The organism is Pseudomonas sp. WMBT8, from assembly GCF_050916005.1.
Lineage (GTDB): Bacteria > Pseudomonadota > Gammaproteobacteria > Pseudomonadales > Pseudomonadaceae > Aquipseudomonas.
The window spans coordinates 2,441,288-2,457,776 of the sequence record NZ_CP188096.1 but is presented as its reverse complement, the minus strand read 5'-3'; the positions used below and the strand labels follow the sequence as shown (position 1 = coordinate 2,457,776).

Genomic DNA, 16,489 nt, shown 5'->3' with positions numbered 1-16,489 from the left:
CGCGGATGCTACACGAGCTGGGGAGCACCTTAGAACCGGGAATTGTCTGAATAATTCTGTGTTAAGGCGTTGCAGGTTGTAACACCTGGGGATTCGGGTGAAAAAACACATGCTCCAGGATGGGTCCTACAGCCACCTCTCCGACTTCGTCATAGCCCTGGCGCTTGTAGAACTCCAGGTAGAGCGGATTGCCAGTGTCCAGCACCACCCCTTGTGAATGCGGGTCTTGCGCGCACCAGTTATGCACGGCTTCCAGCAGTTGCTCACCGTAGTGCTTGCCCTGGAATTGCGGGTGGATCCCCAGCAGCGGCAACACATGCACCGACTCGGACGGCAGGCAAGCCAACACCGCCTGATGATATTCGAGGTAACGCCGGGTGCAGCGCACACCGGTGCTCAGCCACATGCGCAATTGCCAGGCCCAGCTTTCCGTGATGCCCAGGCGCCGTTGTGGCGGGGCAATCAGGGCGATGCCGATCAGCCGGTCATTGACCAGCAGGCCGATCGCCGGCAGTTCCTGGAGAAAATGCTGCTTGACCAGCTCGCGCACGGTGGCCCTGACCCGCTGCTCATAACCGGAGCGTTCGGCTTCGAACAGATAGGCGAAGGTCGGCTCATGGCGATAGGCGTGGAACAGCAGCGAACGCGCTTCGCGCGAATAGCCGCGGTCGAGCATATGAACCTGGGCAATGGCGGTCGAGGTATCAGGCATCCGGTGTATCTCCCCTGGGCGCAACTCAAAAGGCCGCGCTCTTATTGTTACGAGCCCGGGGCAACTGAGTCGTTCCCTGCCATCGGCTCCTTGAGAGACATTAGCAGTGCATCTGTCCTACCGCCACGCTGGCCCCCGTCCGACTTGTCGGCTAGCATCGCCCTTTTGCCAGACTGGACTGCCGACCATGAAAATCGTCTCCTTCAATATCAACGGGCTGCGCGCCCGGCCTCATCAGCTGGCGGCCCTGATCGACAAACATCAACCGGACGTGATCGGCCTGCAGGAAACCAAGGTCCACGACGACCAGTTCCCGCTGGCCGAAGTCCAGGCCCTGGGTTACCACGTGTACTACCACGGGCAGAAAGGCCACTACGGTGTCGCCCTGCTCTCGCGCCAGGAACCACTGGCCCTGCACAAGGGTTTTGCCAGCGACGAAGAAGATGCCCAGCGCCGCTTTATCTGGGGCACCTTTGCTGATGAACACGGCAACCCGATCACCATCATGAACGGCTATTTCCCACAGGGTGAAAGCCGCGACCACCCAACCAAGTTCCCGGCCAAGCAGCGCTTCTACGAAGACCTGCAAAACCTGCTGCAAACCCAGTTCAGCAATGACCAGGCGCTGGTGGTGATGGGCGACGTGAACATCTCCCCCGAGGATTGCGACATCGGCATCGGTGCCGACAACGCCAAGCGCTGGCTGAAGACCGGCAAATGCAGCTTCCTGCCGGAAGAGCGCGAATGGATGGCGCGCCTGAAGAACTGGGGCCTGACGGACAGCTTCCGGCACCTGAACCCGGATGTGGCCGATCGCTTCAGTTGGTTCGATTACCGCAGCCGCGGTTTTGAAGATGAACCCAAGCGGGGCCTGCGCATCGACCTGATCATGGCCTCCAATGGCCTGCTGCCACGGGTCAAGGACGCGGGTGTGGACTACGAGCTGCGCGGCCTGGAAAAACCATCGGACCATGCGCCGATCTGGCTGGAACTGAGCTGATCTTTGCGCCAACACCATAAAATGTGGGAGCTGGCTTGCCAGCTCCCACATTTGGATAGGCTGGGTGTCAGTCATATTTTGGCAACCTTACTGACTTAATCTGCCCGCACTTCCTTTGGCTTGAGAAGGTGGCGGCATGATGCTGCGCGTTCTGTACCTGCTGGCCCTCTGCGGCGCTTTTCCTCTTGCGGCGCTTGCAACGCCCCTACCCTTTCCCGAACATGGCCCGGCCTTGCGCATCCAGGGTTCCAATACCATTGGCGCGGCGCTGGGCCCGGCGTTGGTCAAGGGCCTGATGGAGCAACAGGGCCTGAAGGCCGTGCACCGTGAACCGGCCAGCCGTCCCAACGAACAGCGCCTCGTCGGCACCAGCCCCCAGGGCAAGCGAGTGCAGGTGGAAATCGCCGCCCACGGCACCAGCACCGGCTTCGCCGCGCTGAAAAATGCCGAGGCCGACCTGGCCGCCGCGTCGCGCCCGATCAAGGACCGCGAGCTGGTCGAGCTTGAACCCCTGGGCGACCTGAAAAGCCCCGGCGCCGAACAGGTGATTGCCATCGATGGCCTGGCGATCATCCTGCATCCAAGCAACCCACTGCAGATGCTGACCACCGACCAACTGGCGAGGATTTTCAGCGGCGAAATCAGCACCTGGGAAGCCTTGGGCGCCAGCGGCGGGAAGATCCGGCTGTATGCCCGAGATGATCAATCCGGCACCTTCGACACCTTCAAGGAACTGGTGCTCAGCCGTCGCGGCAAAACCCTCGACAGCACCGCCAAGCGCTTTGAGTCCAGCGAACAATTGTCCGATGCGGTCAGCCAAGACCCGCAAGGCATCGGCTTTATCGGCCTGCCCTACGTGCGCCAGGCCAAGGCCGCAGCCATCATTGACGGTGACTCCCAAGCCATGTTGCCGCAGAGCAGCCTGATCGCCACCGAGGACTATCCGCTGTCGCGCCGCTTGTTTTTCTACCTGCCGCCCAATAACAGCAACCCCTGGGCCGAGGCCCTGGTGGACTTTGCCCAAAGCGCCCAGGGCCAGGCCATCGTGGCCGCCAATGGCTTTATCGCCCAACAGGTCCAGGCCATCACCGTGCAGCCTCGGGCACCGATGCCCGAGGCCTACCAGGCCATCGCCCGCGAGGCGCAGCGCCTGAGCGTGAACTTTCGCTTCGAAGAAGGCAGTGCCAGCCTGGACAACAAGGCACGCCAGGATCTGGCGCGGGTGGTGGCTTATATAGGCAGCCACGACAAACGGGACAAGCGGGTCACGCTGGTGGGGTTTGGTGATGCCAAGGATGACCCGCAGCGCGCCGACCTGCTGTCCAAGCTGCGGGCGATGGCAGTGCGCAGGGAGTTGGTCAAGAGTGGCGTGGTGTTGCGCGATATTCGCGGCTTTGGCGCCGAGATGCCGGTAGCGGCCAACACCGTGGATGAGGGGCGGATCAAGAATCGCCGGGTGGAGGTCTGGGTGTATTGAAACCTGCAGACGGGGGTTGATTGGCCCACCGCAATCGCGGGCAAGCCCGCTCCCACAGAGGTCAGTGTGGGAGCGGGCTTGCCCGCGATGCAGGCGACGCGGTCCTACTGGCCGCTGCGCATCAGCTCTTTAGGCACATACTTGCCAATCTCGAACTTGCCAATGGCCGCGCGGTGCACTTCATCCGGGCCGTCGGCCAGGCGCAGGGTGCGCTGCATGGCGTACATATAGGCCAGCGGGAAGTCATTGGAGACCCCGGCACCGCCATGGATCTGGATCGCCCGGTCAATCACCTTCAAGGCCACATTCGGCGCCACCACCTTGATCTGGGCGATTTCACTTTTCGCCACTTTGTTGCCGACCGTATCCATCATGTAGGCCGCCTTCAACGTCAGCAGGCGCGCCATGTCGATTTCCATCCGCGAGTCGGCGATTTTGTCGATATTGCCACCCAGGCGTGCCAACGGCTTGCCAAAGGCGGTGCGGCTGACCGAGCGTTTGCACATCAATTCCAGGGCGCGTTCAGCCATGCCGATGGAGCGCATGCAGTGGTGGATACGGCCCGGGCCAAGGCGCCCCTGGGCAATTTCAAAGCCGCGACCTTCACCCAACAGGACGTTTTCGTACGGCACACGCACGTTGTCGAACAGGACTTCGGCATGCCCGTGGGGCGCGTCGTCGTAGCCGAACACCGGCAGCGGCCGGACGATTTTCACCCCCGGTGCATCCACCGGCACCAGGATCATCGAGTGCTGCTGGTGGCGCGGCGCATCCGGGTTGCTCAGGCCCATGAAGATCAGGATCTTGCAACGCGGGTCGCACGCGCCGGAGGTCCACCACTTCTTCCCGTTGATCACCCACTCGTCACCCTGGCGCTCGGCGCGGGCGGCCATGTTGGTGGCGTCGGAAGACGCCACATCCGGTTCGGTCATGGCGAATGCCGAGCGGATCTCGCCGCGCAGCAGCGGCTCCAGCCAACGTTGCTTCTGCTCTTCGTTGGCATAGCGCACCAGCACTTCCATGTTGCCGGTGTCGGGCGCCGAGCAGTTGAAGGGCTCCGGCCCCAGCAGGGAGCGGCCCATGATTTCGGCGAGCGGCGCGTATTCCAGGTTGGTCAGGCCGGCGCCCAGTTCGGACTCCGGCAGGAACAGGTTCCACAGGCCTTCGGCCTTGGCCTTGGCCTTGAGCTCTTCCATGATGGCGGTGGGCTGCCAGCGATCACCTTCGCTGACCTGGCGCTCGAACACCGGCTCGGCGGGGTACACGTAAGCATCCATAAACGCGGTAACGCGTTCACGCAGTTCCTGAACCTTGGGCGAATAGGCAAAATCCATGAGCAGCTCCCTTCTTGGAGAGGTTGTTTAGGTCATGCAATCGATGCTAGAACAGCGTTGATAATTTACCTAGCCTATTCTCGGCGTGTATTAACATTCATCACCGATATATGATCGGCGCATGAAAACCTAACAAGAAGAGCGCAACGAAATGAATCTGAGCAAGGTCGACCTCAATCTTTTCATCGTGTTTGACGCGATCTACACCGAAGCCAACCTGACCCGCGCCGGGCAGATCGTCGGCATCACCCAGCCGGCGGTTTCCAACGCCCTGGCACGCCTGCGCGAGACCTTCAACGACCCGTTGTTCGTGCGCACCGCCCAGGGCATGGTGCCGACTCCGATGGCCCAGAACATCATTGGCCCGGTGCGCAACGCCTTGTCGTTGCTGCGGGTGTCGGTGCAGGAAAGCCGGATCTTCAACCCGTTGCAGGCGGCCAAGACCTACCGCATCAGCATGACCGACCTCACTGAAGCGGTGATCCTGCCGCCGCTGTTCCAGCGCCTGCGCCGCCTGGCGCCCACGGTGATCATCGAGAGCTTTTTGTCCAAACGTCGGGAAACCACCAAGGAACTGGCCGCCGGCCGCCTGGATTTTGCGGTGGACGCGCCGCTCAACACCGACCCGCAAGTGCGCCACGTCAAGCTGATGGAAGACCGCTACGTGTGTGCCATGCGCAAGGGCCACCCGATGGCGGGCAAGGAAAAATTCAGCCTCGATGACTACCTGGCGCTGACCCATATCCATATTTCCAGCCGGCGCAATGGCCTGGGCCACGTCGACCTGGCCCTGGGCAAGATGGGGATCCAGCGCAAGATCGCCCTGCGTTCGCAGCATTACCTGATGGCCTCCCAGGTCCTGCAGCAGACCGATATGGTGATGACCGTGCCCGAGCGCTTTGCACGGCGTAACGATCTGCACTCATTCAACCTGCCGGTCAATGATGTGCCGCCGGTGGAAACCCACCTGTACTGGCATGAAAGCACCGACCAGGACCCGGCCAACCGCTGGATGCGCGAGCAGATGATCGAGTTGTGCCAGCAGGTCACGGCGCGCGAGAAGAAGTTGGATAACGCGTAGGTGGTGATTTGCTTGACGTTTACGTCAAGCAGCCATTAGCGTAGCGCCAAGACCCTCCTTGAGCGCGACCATGAGCACGACCTACAGCATCTCCGACCTGGCCCGCGAGTTGGACATCACCACCCGGGCCATTCGCTTCTATGAAGAACAAGGCCTCTTGAGCCCTGAACGCCGAGGCCAGGAGCGTATCTATTCGCCCCGGGACAAAGTCAGCCTCAAGCTGATCCTGCGTGGCAAGCGCATCGGTTTTTCCCTGGCCGAATGCCGCGAACTGATCGAGCTCTACGACCCCAGCAGCGGCAATCAAAAGCAATTGCACAGCATGCTGGCGAAGATCAGCGAACGCCGTGAGCAGTTGGAACAACAGTTGCTGGACATCGAACAGATGAAGCTGGAACTGGACACCGCCGAAGAACGTTGCACCCAGGCCCTGGAACAGACGATCCAGAGCCAGGTCGGCCAACCCCAATAAAAAGGTAGATCCCATGTCTCTCCCCTCTCATGTGCGCCTGGTCGAAGTCGGCCCGCGCGACGGCCTGCAAAACGAAGCACAGCCGATCAGCGTGGCCGACAAGGTGCAACTGGTCGATGCCCTCAGTGCGGCAGGCCTGGGTTACATCGAAGTCGGCAGTTTTGTCTCGCCCAAGTGGGTCCCGCAAATGGCCGGCTCCGCCGAAGTGTTTGCACAGATCCAGCGCAAGCCCGGCGTGATCTACGGCGCGCTGGCGCCGAACCTGCGTGGGTTCGAGGACGCGCTGGCGGCCGGGGTCAAGGAAGTCGCGGTGTTTGCGGCGGCGTCCGAGGCGTTTTCCCAGCGCAATATCAACTGCTCCATCAGCGAGAGCCTGGAGCGCTTTGCGCCGATCATGGCGGCGGCGCAGCAGCATGGTGTGAGTGTGCGCGGCTATGTGTCCTGTGTGCTGGGTTGCCCTTACGAAGGCCGGGTTGCGCCGGAGCAAGTGGCCGCCGTGGCCCGTGAGCTGTATGCCATGGGCTGTTACGAGGTGTCGTTGGGCGACACCATCGGCACCGGCACCGCAGGGGCTACGCGGCGCATGTTCGAGGTGGTGGGCAAGGACGTGCCACGGGCAAAGCTCGCCGGGCATTTCCATGACACCTACGGCCAGGCCATCGCCAATGTCTATGCCAGCCTGCTGGAAGGTATACAGGTGTTCGACAGCTCTATCGCCGGCCTTGGCGGCTGCCCCTATGCCAAGGGCGCCAGCGGTAACGTGGCCACCGAGGACGTGCTGTACCTGCTCGATGGCCTGGGCATCGAGACCGGTATCGACATGGACCAGTTGATTGTGGCGGGCCAGCAGATCTGTACGGTCCTGGGCCGCCCTACCGGCTCACGCGTGGCCAGGGCCCGCAATGCCCATTGAGTAGCGCTTGTGTTACCTCGCGGCTACACATCGGGTAACACGGGAACATATCTTGTCGCATTTTCTGAAGTAAATTTCCCTCATAAAAATCAAGCCATTGATTTTAAAGGACTTTTAAAAGTTGGCACGGCTCCTGCTATCTCTATGGCATAACAAGAATAAAAAGCACCAAACCTAATAAAAATAAGACGTAACGACTCTGACATAACAAAAACAACACGGCAGAGACGCAGCTAACAGATTTTTTTGGAGAAGATGTGCTTCGCAGGGTACGGCGCAAGCCGCCACTCGCAACCGGGCAGAGAACAATAAAACTACCTCAAGGTAGCTACCCACTGGTTGGATCGCGTGCGAAGAAGCAGATCAGCGCTCAAAAAAATACGTTTGCTCTTGACCCCGGATGGGGGTCGCCAAAAACAGCGGTAAAGGGCCACGGTTGCCAAAAACAACAACAGACCGCCCCTCAATAATAAAAAAAGAGCACGTAACAACAAATTAAAGGGGAGCTTCGGCTCCCCTTTGTGCTGTCTGGATGAAAACAATACCGACTGACACGCCACCGTTAATGTGGGAGCCGGCTTGCCTGCGATAGCGGTGTGTCAGCGACTCAATTGTTGACTGATAAACCGCAATCGCAGGCAAGCCAGCTCCCACCCTTTAGATCGGGGCGATCAGGGTTTCAGCGTTCGCAGTTGCTCGATCGTGATCTCACGCATGCGAAACTTCTGGATCTTCCCCGTCACCGTCATCGGAAACTCTTCGACAAACCGGAAATGCTTCGGCGTCTTGAAGTGTGCAATGCGCCCCTTGCACCAGGTCTGCAGTTCCAGCTCGTTGGCCACCTGCCCCGGGTGGAATTTGATCCAGGCCACGATCTCTTCGCCGTAACGCTCGTCGGGAATGCCGATGATCTGCACATCCGCCACCGCCGGGTGGGTGAAGAAGAACTCCTCCAGCTCCCGTGGGTACACGTTTTCGCCACCGCGAATGATCATGTCTTTGTTACGCCCGGCGATGCACACGTAACCCTGCTCATCCATGGTCGCCAGGTCGCCGGTGTGCATCCAGCCGGCGTCGTCGATGGCTTCGCGGGTGCCCTCGGGGTTGTTCCAGTAGCCGAGCATCACGCTGTAGCCTCGGGTGCACAACTCGCCGATCTGCCCACGCGGCACGGTGTTGCCGGCTTCGTCGATGATCTTGCTTTCCAGCTGGGGCTGGGTGCGCCCAACCGTGGTCACGCGCCGCTCCAGGTCATCATCCGCACCGGTCTGCAACGACACCGGGCTGGTCTCGGTCATGCCGTAGGCAATCTGCACTTCGCTCATGTGCAGGTCGCTGATCACCCGGCGCATCACCTCGATCGGGCAGGTGGAACCGGCCATGATCCCGGTGCGCAGGGTCGACAGGTCGAACGTGCTGCGTTGCGGATGATCGAGCACCGCGATAAACATCGTCGGTACGCCGTACAGGCCGGTAGCGCGTTCTTCGGCCACGGCGGCCAGAGTCAGTAGCGGGTCGAAGCCGTCATTGGGATAGATCATGGTGGTGCCATGGGTGATGCAGCCCAGGTTACCCATGACCATGCCAAAGCAATGATAGAGCGGCACCGGGATCACCAGGCGATCCTGCGCGGTCAGGCCCAGGCTTTCGCCAACCATGTAGCCGTTGTTGAGAATGTTGTGGTGGCTGAGGGTGGCGCCCTTGGGGAAGCCCGTGGTACCGGAGGTGTACTGGATGTTGACGGCTTGATCGAAGTGCAGGCTGGCCTCGCGGTGGTGCAATTGTTCCGGGGGGGTACCCGTCCCCAGAGCCGACAATTGCGACCAGGGCAGGAACCCCGAGGGCGGTCGCGCCTCCAGGCTGATCACCCCGCGCAGTTGCGGCAACAGATCACAGTGCAACTGGCCGATGCCCTGCTCCGCCAGTTCCGGCACCAGCGCCTGCAGCATCCCGTGGTAGTCGGAGGACTTGAACGCGCCGGCACAGATCAACCACTGGCAACCCGACTGCTTGAGCACGTATTCCAGTTCACTGCTGCGGTAGGCCGGGTTGATGTTGACCAGGATCACCCCGAGCTTGGCGCTGGCCACCTGGCTGATGCACCACTCGGCGCAGTTCGGCGCCCAGATGCCCAAGCGATCCCCGGCCTGCAACCCCAGGGCCAGCAGCCCGCGTGCATGCAGGTCCACAGCTTCGGCCAGTTGCCGCCAGGTGTAGCGCAGTTGCTGATGGCGCACCACCAAGGCCTCGCCCTCCGGGTGCTGCGCCACGGTGCGGTCAAATGCCTGGCCGATGGTCATGGCCAATAGGGCCTTGTCCTGTGGGCCACGGCTGTAGCTCTGATTCGGTTGATCCATGACGACCCCTATTGTCTTTTTTGTAGGTGGACGGTGCGCCGGTCAGGCGCGAGCTTGACGTTAACGTAAGCTACGATTGACAGTCATGCAACGCAAGTTTACGTTAACGTAAAGGTGATCGCCCAATGGCGTCGCCAGCCCCACAACAATAATGTTTATAGGTGCCCTCCCATGAGTTACCCGACCCTGAACTTCGCCCTCGGTGAAACCATCGACATGCTGCGCGACCAGGTGCAGGCCTTCGTGGCCAAGGAGCTGGCGCCACGGGCAGCGCAGATTGATATCGACAACCTGTTCCCCGTGGATATGTGGCGCAAGTTCGGTGACATGGGCCTATTGGGCATCACCGTGCCGGAAGAATACGGCGGTGCCGGCCTGGGTTACCTGGCCCACGTGGTGGCCATGGAAGAAATCAGCCGTGGCTCGGCCTCGGTGGCGCTGTCCTACGGCGCGCACTCCAACCTGTGCGTCAACCAGATCAACCGCAACGGCAACCACGAGCAAAAACTCAAGTACTTGCCCAAGCTGATCAGCGGCGAGCACATTGGCGCCCTGGCCATGAGCGAGCCGAATGCCGGTTCCGATGTGGTGTCGATGAAGCTGCGCGCCGACAAGCGTGGCAGCGTGTACGTGCTCAACGGCAGCAAGACCTGGATCACCAACGGCCCCGATGCCCACACCTATGTGATCTACGCCAAGACCGACCTGGAAAAAGGCGCCCACGGCATTACCGCGTTTATCGTCGAACGCGACGCCAAAGGGTTCAGCCGCAGCAACAAGTTCGACAAGCTGGGCATGCGCGGCTCCAACACCTGCGAGCTGTTTTTCGATGACGTCGAAGTGCCCGAAGAAAACATCCTCGGCGCGCTCAATGGCGGGGTCAAAGTGCTGATGAGCGGCCTGGACTACGAACGCGTGGTGCTCTCCGGTGGCCCTACCGGGATCATGCAGGCCTGCATGGACCTGATCGTGCCGTACATCCACGACCGCAAGCAGTTCGGCCAGAGCATCGGTGAGTTCCAGTTGATCCAGGGCAAGGTCGCCGACATGTACACCCAGCTCAACGCCAGCCGCGCCTACCTCTATGCCGTGGCACAGGCCTGCGAGCGTGGCGAAACCACGCGCAAGGACGCCGCCGGGGTGATCCTGTACAGCGCCGAACGCGCAACGCAGATGGCTCTTGATGCAATCCAGATTCTCGGCGGCAATGGCTACATCAATGAATTCCCCGCAGGCCGCCTGCTGCGCGATGCCAAGCTGTATGAAATCGGCGCGGGCACCAGTGAGATCCGGCGCATGCTGATTGGTCGCGAACTGTTCAACGAAACCCGCTGAGGGAGTGCACCATGGCCACCCTGCACACCCAACTCAACCCGCGTTCGGCAGAATTCGCCGCCAACAGCGCGGCGATGCTCAAACAGGTCGATGCCTTGCACACCCTGCTCGCCCAGGTCCAGCAAGGCGGCGGCAGCAAGGCCCAGGAGCGTCATACCTCCCGTGGCAAGCTGCTGCCGCGCGAGCGCATCAACCGCCTGCTCGACCCGGGCTCGGCGTTCCTTGAGCTCAGCCAACTGGCGGCGTATCAGGTCTACGGTGAAGACGTACCGGCTGCTGGCGTGATCGCCGGGATCGGCCGCGTTGAAGGCGTGGAATGCATGATCGTCGCCAACGATGCTACGGTAAAAGGCGGCTCCTACTACCCGCTGACCGTAAAAAAACACCTGCGCGCACAGACCATCGCCGAACAGAACCGCCTGCCGTGCATCTACCTGGTGGATTCCGGCGGCGCCAACCTGCCGCGCCAGGATGAGGTGTTTCCCGACCGCGAGCACTTTGGGCGGATCTTCTTCAACCAGGCCAACATGAGCGCGCAAGGCATCCCGCAGATCGCCGTGGTCATGGGTTCCTGCACCGCTGGCGGCGCCTATGTGCCGGCGATGGCCGATGAAGCGATCATGGTGCGCCAGCAGGCGACTATCTTCCTCGCCGGCCCGCCACTGGTGAAGGCCGCCACCGGCGAAGTGGTCAGCGCCGAAGACCTTGGCGGGGCCGACGTGCACTGCAAGATCTCCGGGGTGGCCGACCACTACGCCGACAGCGACGAACACGCCCTGGCCCTGGCCCGGCGCAGCGTTGCCAACCTCAACTGGCGCAAGCAGGGGCAGTTGCAACAGAGCACGCCGGTCGCGCCGCTGTACGCCAGCGACGAGTTGTACGGGGTGATCCCGGCCGACGCCAAGCAACCTTTTGATGTGCGCGAAGTGATTGCGCGACTGGTGGACGGCTCGGTCTTCGATGAGTTCAAGGCGCTGTTCGGCACCACGCTGGTCTGCGGCTTTGCCCATTTGCATGGCTACCCCATCGCGATCCTCGCCAACAACGGGATCCTCTTCGCCGAAGCTGCGCAAAAAGGCGCGCACTTTATCGAACTGGCCTGCCAGCGCGGGATTCCCCTGCTGTTCTTGCAGAACATCACCGGCTTTATGGTCGGGCAGAAGTACGAAGCCGGTGGCATCGCCAAGCACGGGGCCAAGCTGGTCACGGCGGTGGCCTGCGCCAAGGTGCCGAAATTCACGGTGATCATCGGCGGCAGCTTTGGTGCCGGTAACTACGGGATGTGCGGACGCGCCTATGACCCGCGCTTTTTGTGGATGTGGCCCAACGCCCGCATTGGCGTGATGGGCGCCGAACAGGCCGCCGGCGTGCTGGTGCAGGTCAAGCGCGAGCAGGCCGAACGCGGTGGCCAGGCGTTCAGCGCCGAGGACGAAGCGCAGATCAAGCAGCCGATCCTCGACCAGTACGAAACTCAAGGCCACCCCTACTACTCCAGCGCCCGCCTGTGGGATGACGGCGTCATCGACCCCTTGCAGACCCGTGACGTGCTGGCCCTGGCCTTGTCCGCCGCGCTGAATGCCCCCATCGAGCCGAGCCGCTTCGGCGTGTTCCGCATGTAATTGGAGCTGCACCCATGAGCGATTTCAACACCGTTGAACTGGTCAACGACCCCCGTGGCTTTGCCACGCTGTGGTTGAGCCGGGAACAGAAGAACAACGCGTTCAACGCCGAAATGATCCGTGAGCTGATCATTGCCCTGGACCAGGTGCAGGCCGATGCCTCCCTGCGCTTTTTACTGGTACGCGGGCGCGGCAAGCATTTCAGCGCCGGCGCGGACCTGGCCTGGATGCAGCAGTCGGCCGAGCTGGACTACCACACCAACCTCGACGACGCCCGCGAGCTGGCGGAGTTGATGTACAACCTGGCCAAACTGAAGATCCCGACACTGGCGGTGGTCCAGGGCGCGGCCTATGGCGGCGCGCTGGGCCTGATCAGTTGCTGCGACATGGCCATTGGCGCCGATGATGCGCAGTTCTGCCTGTCAGAAGTACGCATCGGCCTCGCACCGGCGGTCATCAGCCCGTTTGTGGTGCAGGCGATTGGCGAGCGTGCGGCACGCCGCTATGCCTTGACCGCAGAACGCTTCGACGGCCAACAGGCGCAAGCCATCGGGCTGTTGGCGCAAAGCTACCCGCTTGAGGCGCTGAATCAGCAAGTCGAACTATGGATCGCCAACCTGTTGCTCAACAGCCCGGCCGCCATGCGCGCCAGCAAGGATCTACTGCGCGAAGTGGGTAACGGCGCACTCACCCCGGCGTTGCGCCGTTACTGCGAAAATGCCATCTCACGCATCCGCGTCAGCGCCGAAGGCCAGGAAGGCCTGCGCGCGTTTTTGCACAAGCGTGCGCCCAGTTGGCAGTCCCAGGAGCCGCGCTCATGAGTGCACCGTTGATTACCTGCGTACTGGTGGCCAACCGTGGCGAAATCGCCTGCCGGGTCATGCGCACGGCCAAGGCGTTGGGCATGACCACCGTTGCCGTACACAGCGCTACGGACCGCGATGCGCGCCACAGCCGCGAAGCCGATATCCGGGTGGACCTGGGCGGCAGCAAGGCCGCCGACAGTTACCTGCAGATCGACAAACTGATCGCCGCGGCCAAGGCCAGCGGCGCCCAGGCGATTCATCCCGGCTATGGCTTTCTTTCCGAAAACCCGGGATTTGCGCGGGCGATTGAAGAGGCTGGGCTGATTTTCCTCGGCCCACCTGCCTCGGCCATTGATGCCATGGGCAGCAAGTCGGCGGCTAAGGCATTGATGGAAACCGCCGGCGTGCCGCTGGTACCGGGTTACCACGGGGCCGGCCAGGACCTGGAAACCTTCCGCCAGGCCGCCGCGCGCATTGGCTACCCGGTGCTGCTCAAGGCCACGGCCGGCGGCGGCGGCAAGGGCATGAAAGTGGTCGAGGACGAAAGCCAACTGGCCGAAGCCCTGGCCTCGGCCCAGCGCGAGGCGCTGTCGTCGTTTGGCAACGCGCAGATGCTGGTGGAGAAATACCTGATCAAGCCGCGCCACGTAGAGATCCAGGTATTCGCCGACCAGCACGGCCATTGCCTGTACCTCAATGAACGCGACTGCTCGATCCAGCGTCGCCATCAAAAGGTTGTCGAAGAAGCACCGGCCCCCGGCCTCAGCCCTGCCCTGCGCCAGGCCATGGGCGAGGCAGCGGTGCGTGCCGCCCAGGCGATTGGCTATGTGGGCGCCGGCACCGTGGAGTTTCTGCTGGATGCGCGCGGTGAATTCTTCTTCATGGAGATGAACACCCGCTTGCAGGTGGAACACCCCGTGACCGAGGCCATCACCGGCCTGGACCTGGTGGCCTGGCAGATTCGCGTGGCGCAAGGCGAGCCGCTGCCAATCACCCAGGAGCAGGTGCCGTTGCGCGGCCATGCCATTGAAGTGCGGCTGTATGCCGAAGACCCGGCCAATGACTTTTTGCCGGCCACCGGGCATCTGGCGCTGTACCGTGAATCGGCGCCAGGCCCGGGACGCCGGGTGGACAGTGGCGTCGAGCAGGGCGACGACGTCTCGCCCTTTTACGACCCGATGCTTGGAAAACTGATTGCCTGGGGCGAGGACCGCGAACAGGCGCGCCTGCGTCTGTTGAGCATGCTCGACGAGTTTGCGGTCGGCGGCTTGAAGACCAACCTGGGCTTTTTGCGGCGCATCATCGGCCACCCGGCATTCGCTGCGGCGCAGTTGGATACCGGCTTCATCCCGCGCTATCAGGAGCAATTGCTGCCGGGCGCCAGCGCCTTGAGCGATGAGTTCTGGCACGCGGCTGGGCACGCGTTTATGCAAAGCCAACTGCCTCGACTGCGGGACGACGACCCCGCCTCGCCGTGGGCTGCGACGCAGGGCTTTCGTGCGGGCCTGCCCGCCGAGACTTCACTGCACCTGAGCTGCGACGGCCAGGACCGCTTGGTAACGCTGCAAACGCACGCTGTGCCGCAACTGCGCGACGAACACTTGGTGATCGCGGATGCCGGAATCCGCCGCTCGCACCTGGCCGTGCGCCATGGGCAGACGCTGTTCCTGCGCTGGCAGGGTGAGATGCGCGGCGTGACGCTGTTTGATCCGATCGCCGCCGTCGATGCCGGACAGGCCCATCAGGGCGGCCTCACTGCGCCGATGAACGGCAGCATCGTGCGGGTGCTGGTGGAAGTCGGGCAGACGGTCGAGGCTGGCACACAACTGGTGGTGCTCGAGGCCATGAAGATGGAGCACAGCATCCGCGCGCCCCATGGGGGGGTGGTCAAGGCGCTGTATTGCCAGGAAGGCGAAATGGTCGGCGAAGGCAGCGCCTTGGTGGAGCTGGAGGCCCTGGCCTAGAACTTCACCGTGGCCTGTACCACGACGCCGATGATCTGACAGTCATCGGTGAGCAGGGCCTTGGGGTAGGTCGGGTTGAGCGGCATCAGGTAACGCTGGCCGCTTTCCTCGATCAACTTGCGAAAGGTCGCCTGGCTGCTGCCGGCCCATTGGGCTACCACCAATTTGCCGGGCTCGGCGGCGAGAGCCGGGTCCACCAGGATCATCATCCCTTCGGCGATGCTCGGCCCGCTCGGTGCCGTCATCGCATCACCGCTCACCTGCAGCCAGAACGCCTCGCCATCGGCGTCGTAGTCGCTCGCCTCAAAACGCGCAGGGCCGTAGGCCGGCCGCGATTCATGGACCCGGCCGGGCTGCTTCCAGTCCCTCACGGGGTAGCGAAAATACGGGTTGTATTGAACGGCCGGCGCGGCTTCGTCGGCCGGGGCCTCGCCCTTCTCGCGGATTACCAGTGCCGCTTCCAGGTAACCCAGGCCCAGCTCCTCGAGCACCCGGTTCATGTCGTCGAGGCTCGGTACCCGGCGCTTGCCCAGCCAATGCCCAACGCCACCCTGGGACATGCCCAGGCGCGCGGCCAGTTGGTTTTGCGTGACCTTGCGGGCCTTCATGTTGGCTTTGACCAACGCTATCCATTTATCCATGGGGCATGACAATACCGGGTGTATTCGCGGCGACAATAAACAGTTTGTAGTAATCAATCAAATGACATAAATACAGATCGTATTATTATCAGCTCCACCTGTTCACCTTCCCACCCAGAGCACCGACCACATGACCACAACCCCGGATCACCTGCCTGGTACACCTGATTACGATGAAATTAAGTGCTTGCAGGGCAGCGACGCAGCCCGGCGCGCCTTGGACTACTACTTCAAAGAAGACGCCGAGCCCACATCGGACGATGTGGCCTGGTTCGAGGCCAGCCCCACTGTCAGCCATGAAGAAGCCCTGGTCCACGCTTCGGACCTGCTACGCAGCGCCGCCGCCATCGCGTATGAGCTGGCGAACAACAAGCTGGGGGGCACCCGGGACCTGGCGTTTTCGGTGGTGTATCTGATTGATATGGCCAAGGCCATGCTGGAGCGTCCACTGCAACTGGTCGGCGGGAAAACCCCTTGACCCGGTAGGCGTGCAGGAACAGAAGGAAAAATATTTCTATCTGGCAGATAAAAACATTTGACTTGCAAATGATAATGATTATTATTGCATGCAGCTGGTCGCGAGATCAGTCGATAGACCAAGGGACCTTAGGTCGGACTCTTGGAATATCTCCTCATCAGGCTAATCACGGTTTTTGACCCGGCTCTTTGGCCGGGTCTTTTTTTTGCCAGTTATTCTGGCGTGGCTTCAGGCTAATGAAGACTGTGTGTTGCTTGATGGCGCGCATGGTAGCAAAAGACCATCGCCGAAAGAAAGCCG

Annotated in this window: 14 protein-coding genes; 10 read left to right on the top strand and 4 right to left on the bottom strand. The window is 61.8% G+C overall.

Going from position 1 to position 16,489, the window contains the following annotated elements; genetic code table 11:
- Positions 1–61: 61 nt before the first annotated feature.
- Entirely contained in the window at positions 62–712 is a 651-nt protein-coding gene (locus tag ACO77H_RS11450; RefSeq protein WP_432755476.1) for a GNAT family N-acetyltransferase, read from the bottom strand.
- Positions 713–899: 187 nt separating this feature from the next.
- Between ACO77H_RS11450 and xthA the strand changes: the two genes are divergently transcribed.
- Complete coding sequence (gene xthA, locus ACO77H_RS11445; protein WP_169954366.1) at positions 900–1,712, top strand: exodeoxyribonuclease III; 813 nt, start codon at positions 900–902, stop codon at positions 1,710–1,712.
- 136 nt (positions 1,713–1,848) lie between these two features.
- Positions 1,849–3,189, top strand: a complete 1,341-nt coding sequence (locus ACO77H_RS11440; protein WP_432755475.1) for a substrate-binding domain-containing protein — start codon at positions 1,849–1,851, stop codon at positions 3,187–3,189.
- 104 nt (positions 3,190–3,293) lie between these two features.
- On the opposite strand, the gene ACO77H_RS11435 is transcribed toward ACO77H_RS11440, so the two are convergent.
- Positions 3,294–4,523, bottom strand: coding sequence for an acyl-CoA dehydrogenase (locus ACO77H_RS11435; RefSeq protein ID WP_029298342.1), 1,230 nt, complete (start codon positions 4,521–4,523; stop codon positions 3,294–3,296).
- A 151-nt stretch (positions 4,524–4,674) separates the two neighbouring features.
- On the opposite strand from ACO77H_RS11435, the gene ACO77H_RS11430 reads away from it, so the two are divergent.
- The 3 genes from ACO77H_RS11430 (at position 4,675) to ACO77H_RS11420 (ending at position 6,989) form a co-directional block, all read left to right on the top strand.
- Entirely contained in the window at positions 4,675–5,604 is a 930-nt protein-coding gene (locus ACO77H_RS11430) for a LysR family transcriptional regulator (RefSeq protein WP_169954368.1), read from the top strand.
- Positions 5,605–5,674: 70 nt separating this feature from the next.
- On the top strand, positions 5,675–6,076 hold the full coding sequence (locus ACO77H_RS11425) for a MerR family transcriptional regulator (protein WP_154220670.1): 402 nt from the start codon (positions 5,675–5,677) through the stop codon (positions 6,074–6,076).
- A 13-nt stretch (positions 6,077–6,089) separates the two neighbouring features.
- On the top strand, positions 6,090–6,989 hold the full coding sequence (locus ACO77H_RS11420) for a hydroxymethylglutaryl-CoA lyase (RefSeq protein ID WP_169954369.1): 900 nt from the start codon (positions 6,090–6,092) through the stop codon (positions 6,987–6,989).
- 671 nt (positions 6,990–7,660) lie between these two features.
- Here ACO77H_RS11420 and ACO77H_RS11415 read toward each other — a convergent pair.
- The gene (locus tag ACO77H_RS11415) at positions 7,661–9,346 is read right to left on the bottom strand and encodes an AMP-binding protein (protein WP_432755474.1); all 1,686 of its coding nucleotides are present in this window, start codon (positions 9,344–9,346) and stop codon (positions 7,661–7,663) included.
- 171 nt (positions 9,347–9,517) lie between these two features.
- Between ACO77H_RS11415 and ACO77H_RS11410 the strand changes: the two genes are divergently transcribed.
- From ACO77H_RS11410 to ACO77H_RS11395, 4 genes are read left to right on the top strand one after another with little or no spacing between them, the layout of a single operon-like run.
- Positions 9,518–10,681: an isovaleryl-CoA dehydrogenase gene (locus ACO77H_RS11410; protein WP_038441790.1), complete on the top strand. Its 1,164-nt coding sequence runs from the start codon at positions 9,518–9,520 to the stop codon at positions 10,679–10,681.
- Between the two features lie 11 nt (positions 10,682–10,692).
- The gene (locus ACO77H_RS11405; RefSeq protein WP_432755473.1) at positions 10,693–12,300 is read left to right on the top strand and encodes a carboxyl transferase domain-containing protein; all 1,608 of its coding nucleotides are present in this window, start codon (positions 10,693–10,695) and stop codon (positions 12,298–12,300) included.
- A 14-nt stretch (positions 12,301–12,314) separates the two neighbouring features.
- Positions 12,315–13,121, top strand: coding sequence for a gamma-carboxygeranoyl-CoA hydratase (locus ACO77H_RS11400; RefSeq protein ID WP_170057952.1), 807 nt, complete (start codon positions 12,315–12,317; stop codon positions 13,119–13,121).
- The gene (locus ACO77H_RS11395; RefSeq protein WP_169954374.1) at positions 13,118–15,070 is read left to right on the top strand and encodes an acetyl/propionyl/methylcrotonyl-CoA carboxylase subunit alpha; all 1,953 of its coding nucleotides are present in this window, start codon (positions 13,118–13,120) and stop codon (positions 15,068–15,070) included. The genes ACO77H_RS11400 and ACO77H_RS11395 overlap by 4 nt, the downstream gene beginning before the upstream one ends.
- On the opposite strand, the gene ACO77H_RS11390 is transcribed toward ACO77H_RS11395, so the two are convergent.
- Positions 15,067–15,711: a LexA family protein gene (locus ACO77H_RS11390; protein ID WP_432755472.1), complete on the bottom strand. Its 645-nt coding sequence runs from the start codon at positions 15,709–15,711 to the stop codon at positions 15,067–15,069. The two genes, ACO77H_RS11395 and ACO77H_RS11390, sit on opposite strands and share 4 nt — an antisense overlap.
- A gap of 130 nt (positions 15,712–15,841) precedes the next feature.
- On the opposite strand from ACO77H_RS11390, the gene ACO77H_RS11385 reads away from it, so the two are divergent.
- Positions 15,842–16,189 carry a DUF6124 family protein gene (locus ACO77H_RS11385; RefSeq protein ID WP_432755471.1) on the top strand — a complete coding sequence of 116 codons (348 nt, stop codon included), beginning with the start codon at positions 15,842–15,844 and terminating at the stop codon, positions 16,187–16,189.
- Positions 16,190–16,489: the final 300 nt, after the last annotated feature.

Coding starts and splice junctions, on each gene's coding strand:
- ACO77H_RS11450 (WP_432755476.1), bottom strand. CDS start 712: ATGCCTGATACCTCGACCGCCATTGCCCAGGTTCATATGCTCGACCGC.
- xthA (WP_169954366.1), top strand. CDS start 900: ATGAAAATCGTCTCCTTCAATATCAACGGGCTGCGCGCCCGGCCTCAT.
- ACO77H_RS11440 (WP_432755475.1), top strand. CDS start 1,849: ATGATGCTGCGCGTTCTGTACCTGCTGGCCCTCTGCGGCGCTTTTCCT.
- ACO77H_RS11435 (WP_029298342.1), bottom strand. CDS start 4,523: ATGGATTTTGCCTATTCGCCCAAGGTTCAGGAACTGCGTGAACGCGTT.
- ACO77H_RS11430 (WP_169954368.1), top strand. CDS start 4,675: ATGAATCTGAGCAAGGTCGACCTCAATCTTTTCATCGTGTTTGACGCG.
- ACO77H_RS11425 (WP_154220670.1), top strand. CDS start 5,675: ATGAGCACGACCTACAGCATCTCCGACCTGGCCCGCGAGTTGGACATC.
- ACO77H_RS11420 (WP_169954369.1), top strand. CDS start 6,090: ATGTCTCTCCCCTCTCATGTGCGCCTGGTCGAAGTCGGCCCGCGCGAC.
- ACO77H_RS11415 (WP_432755474.1), bottom strand. CDS start 9,346: ATGGATCAACCGAATCAGAGCTACAGCCGTGGCCCACAGGACAAGGCC.
- ACO77H_RS11410 (WP_038441790.1), top strand. CDS start 9,518: ATGAGTTACCCGACCCTGAACTTCGCCCTCGGTGAAACCATCGACATG.
- ACO77H_RS11405 (WP_432755473.1), top strand. CDS start 10,693: ATGGCCACCCTGCACACCCAACTCAACCCGCGTTCGGCAGAATTCGCC.
- ACO77H_RS11400 (WP_170057952.1), top strand. CDS start 12,315: ATGAGCGATTTCAACACCGTTGAACTGGTCAACGACCCCCGTGGCTTT.
- ACO77H_RS11395 (WP_169954374.1), top strand. CDS start 13,118: ATGAGTGCACCGTTGATTACCTGCGTACTGGTGGCCAACCGTGGCGAA.
- ACO77H_RS11390 (WP_432755472.1), bottom strand. CDS start 15,711: ATGGATAAATGGATAGCGTTGGTCAAAGCCAACATGAAGGCCCGCAAG.
- ACO77H_RS11385 (WP_432755471.1), top strand. CDS start 15,842: ATGACCACAACCCCGGATCACCTGCCTGGTACACCTGATTACGATGAA.